Here is a 5,398-nt window from a genome sequence, read left to right as displayed (position 1 = left end):
GAACGCCCTCCCCCGCCCCCAGGCGCTACCGGACCCCGGCCGCGTTCTCGCGCTCTTCCAGCCCGCGCGCGAAGTTGCCCACGATGAGCCCCGGGCGCGCCGCCTTCAGCCGCTGAAGCAGCGTGCGGATGCCCACCGGCTCTCCTCCCGCGCCGCGCTCGCGCGCCACTTCCAGGTACTGCAGCGGGTCGATGCACAGCGAGCGCGTCTGAACCTGATCCACGCGGTACTTCTTCACCAGCCGCTCCAGCGCCCGCACCTCGCCCTCGCGGTCGGTGACGCCGGGGAACAGCAGCAGGTTCAGCGCCAGGTACGCGCCGCGCTCACGCGCCAGGGCGATGGAGGCCTCCACGTCCTCCCAGCCGTACTTCACCGGCTTGTAGTAGGCCTCGTAGAGGTCCTTCACCGCCGAGTTGAGCGACACGCGGATGGCGTCCAGCCCCGCGTCGAAGAGGGCCTCCAGGCCGCGCGTGAGGCTGGCGTTGGTGTTGATGTTGATGGAGCCCGCCTGCGTGCGCGCCCGCATGTAGCGGATGGCCTCGGCAATCTGCTTCCAGCGCGTGAGCGGCTCGCCCTCGCAGCCCTGGCCGAAGCTCACCATGGTGCGGCCCGGCGCGTGCTCCAGGTGGAAGAGGCCAATCTGGCCCATCTCCTCTCCCGTGGGCCCGTCATCCATGCGCTCGTGCGACGCCGGCGGGCCGTCCGCCGGCTGGTCGGAGATGCAGCCCACGCAGCGCGCGTTGCACATGACGGACGCGGGGATGGCGGCCTCGTCACGCACGTAGAAGGTGTTCTGCGACGTGAAGCACCGATAGAGCATCGCGCACGTCTTGAGCTGCTTCAGCACCCGGTTGTCCGGGAAGCGCGCCATGTGCTTCGCCACCAGGTCCTTCATGTCCGGCGTGGAGAACCGCTCCGGATCCCAGTGGGAGCGGCGGTCGGTATGGATGGCCCACGCCACCGGCCCCTCTCCCACCCAGGCCGCGGCGGTGTACGCCCACTGCGGCAGCACGGGGCCACTGCCCTTCACCTCGCCGGGGAGGAAGGTGCGCGTGTAGCCGGGGGGCAGCAGCGCGCCCACTGCGTTGGGGACAAACGACTTGCCCCCCACCTTCATCTCCCGGACGAGCTCCAGCTCCCCCGTCTCCGGATGCAGGCCCACCGGGAGGCGCCCTGGCAGGTGGACGAGCCGCCCGGAGGACGGCAGCGGAATGGGCTTGTCCTGCGGAGGAACGAGCTCTTCGCCGCTGCGCAGCGTGGCGAGCAGGTACGGATGTTCCATCACCCGTCCCTTGGGGTCCGCGAATAGGAGCTTCGGAGCAGACGTCATGTCCCTGCTAACTAACACGAGCGGCGCACGCTTCATCACGCATCGCATCCAACGCCTCGCGTCATGTCTTCAGGGGTGTTTGACGCAAATGGCGCTCATACCGGGCTGTCCGCCCGCGCCTTGATTCCCCCTTGGGCCCTCGTTAGGGTCCGCGCGCTTTTTTACGTCCCCCTCTCGGAGGCAGTCGTGATCGTCGGAGTTCCCAAGGAGATCAAAACCCGCGAGTACCGCGTCGGCATGGTGCCAGCTGGCGCCGCCGCCCTCATCGCCGCGGGTCACACGGTCCTGATCGAGACGAACGCCGGCGTTGGCTCCGGCATCCCCGATTCGGAGTACCAGCGCGTCGGCGCACAGATCGTCTCCACCGCGGACGAGGTCTGGAAGCGCGCGGAGATGATCATCAAGGTCAAGGAGCCCATCGCGCCCGAGTACGCGCGCATCCAGCCGGGCCAGATCATCTATACGTACTTCCACCTGGCCGGCGTGGACCCGGAGCTGACCAAGACGCTGCTCCAGAAGAAGGCCGCGGCCGTGGCCTATGAGACGCTGCAGCCGGACGACGGCAGCCTGCCGCTGCTCAAGCCCATGAGCGAGGTGGCCGGAAAGATGGCCATCCAGGTGGGCGCCAAGTGCCTGGAGCGGGCACACGGCGGCAAGGGCATCCTCCTGGGCGGCGTGCCCGGCGTGCGCCGGGGCCGCGTCACCGTCATCGGCGGCGGCGTGGTGGGCCTGTGCGCCGCCAAGGTCGCGGTGGGCATGGGCGCCGAGGTCACCATCATCGACGTCAACATGGAGCGCCTCACCTACCTGGATGACGTGTTCCTCGGCCGCGTCGGCGTGCTGGCCTCCGACTCGGAGAGCATCTCCCGCTCCGTGCGTGAGGCCGACCTCGTCGTGGGCGCGGTGCTCATCCCCGGTCGCAAGGCCCCGAAGCTCGTCTCCGAGGCCCTCATCGCGGAGATGAGCCCGGGCTCCGTGGTGGTCGACGTGGCCGTGGACCAGGGTGGCTGCATCGAGACGTGCAAGCCCACCACCCACGACAACCCCACGTTCGAGGTCCACGGCGTCGTCCACTACTGCGTCGCCAACATGCCCGGCGCCGTGCCGCAGACGTCCACCTACGCCCTCACCAATGTCACCCGCCCCTATTCGCTCCGGATCGCCAACCTGGGCCTGGCGGCGGCCGTGAAGGAGGACCGCGCCCTCGCGCGTGCGATGAACACCTACAACGGCCACGTCACCTACGAGGCCGTCGCGAAGGACATGGGCTACGCCTACATGCCCATCGCGGACGCGCTCGCCGGCAAGTAAGCCCGGTAAGCAGGCAAACGACGCAGTCCCTGGCGGGGAGGTTCGGATGGCGACATCCGGCCTCCCCGTTCGTTATCTCTGCTAGGGAATATGTTTCCCTGGCCGGCGTCGTGTATTCCCGAAGCGGGCGTCCGGGCGGGTGTCGTGGGATGCCGTTGTTGCCCTGGTTGTTCCCGTGCATACATTTGACGGGTAAGCGACAACTCATTCCCCTTTTGTTTCGGGCCCTTGGAAGGCGGGACATGTTGGATTTCAGGCAACCCAACCGGACGAAGCAGGAATTCGAAGAGCTGGCGCTAGCCCATCTGGACCCGCTCTATTCGGCGGCGCTGCGCCTGACGAAGAACGAGCGCGACGCCGAGGACCTGGTGCAGGACACCTGCATGCGGGCGTACCGCTTCTTCGACAAGTTCGAGCGCGGGACGAACATCAAGGCCTGGCTCTTCAAGATTCTCACCAACACCTTCATCAACCGCTACCGGCGGAAGGTGAAGGAGCGCACGGTGGTGGAAGGCGTGGAGCGCGAGGCCGTCCACGAGCGCTTCGTGAGCCGGGACGCGACGGACTTCGCGGCCAACCCCGAGCAGTACTTCTTCGACCGGCTCCTGTCGGACGACGTGCTGCGGGCCATTGACGCGCTGCCCATCGACTTCCGGCTGGTGGTCATCCTCGCGGACCTCCAGGAGTTCTCCTACAAGGAGATCGCGGAGATTCTCGAGTGCCCCGTGGGCACGGTCATGAGCCGCCTGTTCCGCGGACGCAAGCTCCTGCAGAAAAACCTGCGTGAGTACGCCGAGGGCCAGGGCGTATTCCGGCACGACGGGGAGCCGGTGAACGCCCCTGCGGACCTGGAAGAGTATCGCCACAGGAAGAAGACAGGGTAGAAACCCGTTCCTAGCGCGCGCCATGAACTGCCAGGACCTCGACCGGCTGCTCTATCCCTACCTCGACGGCGAATTTCAGCCCGAGGAACGAGTGGACCTCGAAACCCACCTCTCCGGGTGCGCTGAATGCCGGCGCCGCGCGGAGGAAGAGAAGCAGATGCAGCAGGCGCTGCGGCGAGCCGCGCGCCACTCCGTCTCAGGCATGCGGGCCCCCGCCTCGCTCCGGGCCGGCATCCAAGTGGGCCTCAAGCAGGAGCAGCGCCGCGTCCAGTTCGGCGTCTGGCTGCGCGCGGGGGCCATGGCGTTGGTGGTGGTGACGGTGGGCGGCGGCTGGGCCGCGTTCCACGCCGAGCAGCAGCTGAGCGCGGCCAGGACGGAAGCGGTGCAGCGTCACAGCAAGAGCAAGGCGCTCCCCTTCGAGATTGCCTCCAACACGCCGGAGCAGGTGGAGGAGTGGTTCAAGGACAAGGTGGATCCGCGCATCACCGTCCCGCAGATCCCCAAGGCGAAGCCGCTGGGTGGGCGCATCTCCATCCTCAACGGCCGCGAAGTCGCGTACATCAGCTACGAGACCCTTCCGGACAACGAAGGTGAGCCGAGCCGCCGCTTGGGCGTCTTCGTGCTCCCTGGCGACAACGAGGTCGTCATCCCGAAGTTCCAGGCCCTGCAAGCCGTGGAAGTGGACTCCGCGCAGGGCTTCAACGTCGTCACCTGGCGCGACGATGAAATCGTCTACGAGATGGTGACGGACATGGACGAAAGCGACATCCGTCGGATGCTCGCCGAGCGCGACAGCGGTGAGAAGATCGCGCGCAAGTCCGCGCCAGAGGCCGACGAGCCGCTGTATTCGCTCCCGCCCGCGCCGCGCACGCCGCACTCCTGGCCTCCCATCTCCATCGAGCCGGTGACGTACCCTCAGTGACGGAAACGTCGGCTGTGTGACGGCGCTTGCCCGCTCCCCGGGCAGCCGGAATTCCGCCCGGTCCGAACATTGACGCTCCCGCGCATGGCCGATAGCCTCGACGCACATCATCACCTTGCGCGTCGCGGCCGGTAGGGCGTTTGTGCGCGCCGCACACCAGGACGGGCCGTCCCTCCATGTCGAAGAAAATCCTGATCGTCGAAAGCGACACCGCGCTCTCCGCCACCCTGCGCTCGGCCCTGGAGGGCCGGGGCTTCACGGTCGACGAGACGACCGACGGCAAGGGCAGTGTGGAGCAGATCCGCAGGGACCGACCGGACCTCGTGGTGCTCGCGGTGGACCTGTCCGCGGGACAGAACGGCTACCTCATCTGCGGCAAGCTGAAGAAGGACGATGACCTCAAGAACGTCCCCATCATCATCATCGGCAACCCGGACGGCTTCGCGCAGCACCGCAAGCTGAAGGCCCACGCCGACGAGTACGTCGCCAAGCCGGTGGACGCGGATCAGCTGGTGGAGCGCGCGGGCGCGCTGATCGGCTTCCCCGAGCTGCCCGCCACCGAGGACGTCGTCGACGAGAGCCTCACGCTGGACGCGCTCGGCGACGAGCCAATGACGGCGGACTTCGGCGAGGAGATCTCCGTGGAGACCGCGGAGGAGCCTTCCGTCACGGGCGAGGAGCTGGACCTGGACGCCGCCTTCGGCGACCTGTCGGCGCCCGAGGAGACGCCGTCCTTCGAGGAAGAAGTCGTCGTCGCGCCGCCCGAGGCGGTGGTGGAAGGCGTGGAGGAGGACTTCTCCACGCTCGACTCGCTGGGCACCGACTCGGAGGATCCGCTCGAGGGGCTGGATGACGCCTCCGACGAGAAGACGGTCATCGGCTTCATCGCTCCGGCCCCCGTGGCCGCGCCTCCGCCCGAGCCGCCCCGCGCCGTCGCGCCGCCCCCGGTGC

General features: G+C 68.0%; 5 protein-coding genes. 4 read left to right on the top strand and 1 reads right to left on the bottom strand.

From position 1 onward, the window contains the following. Positions 1–25: 25 nt before the first annotated feature. Complete coding sequence (locus FL344_RS37815; protein WP_141594582.1) at positions 26–1,330, bottom strand: radical SAM protein; 1,305 nt, start codon at positions 1,328–1,330, stop codon at positions 26–28. Between the two features lie 186 nt (positions 1,331–1,516). Between FL344_RS37815 and ald the strand changes: the two genes are divergently transcribed. From ald to FL344_RS37795, 4 genes are all read left to right on the top strand, one after another. Beyond that, positions 1,517–2,641, top strand: coding sequence for an alanine dehydrogenase (gene ald / locus FL344_RS37810; RefSeq protein WP_141594581.1), 1,125 nt, complete (start codon positions 1,517–1,519; stop codon positions 2,639–2,641). A gap of 242 nt (positions 2,642–2,883) precedes the next feature. Beyond that, complete coding sequence (locus tag FL344_RS37805; RefSeq protein ID WP_011554150.1) at positions 2,884–3,525, top strand: sigma-70 family RNA polymerase sigma factor; 642 nt, start codon at positions 2,884–2,886, stop codon at positions 3,523–3,525. Positions 3,526–3,547: 22 nt separating this feature from the next. Next, positions 3,548–4,447, top strand: a complete 900-nt coding sequence (locus FL344_RS37800) for an anti-sigma factor (RefSeq protein ID WP_141594580.1) — start codon at positions 3,548–3,550, stop codon at positions 4,445–4,447. A 176-nt stretch (positions 4,448–4,623) separates the two neighbouring features. Beyond that, on the top strand, positions 4,624–5,398 hold a 775-nt coding region (locus FL344_RS37795), incomplete at its 3' end, for a PleD family two-component system response regulator (protein WP_141621914.1).

The organism is Myxococcus sp. AB036A (assembly GCF_006547355.1).
Lineage (GTDB): Bacteria > Myxococcota > Myxococcia > Myxococcales > Myxococcaceae > Myxococcus > Myxococcus virescens.
Note: the sequence above shows the minus strand (reverse complement) of the source record. Positions and strands in the feature narration are given on the sequence as shown.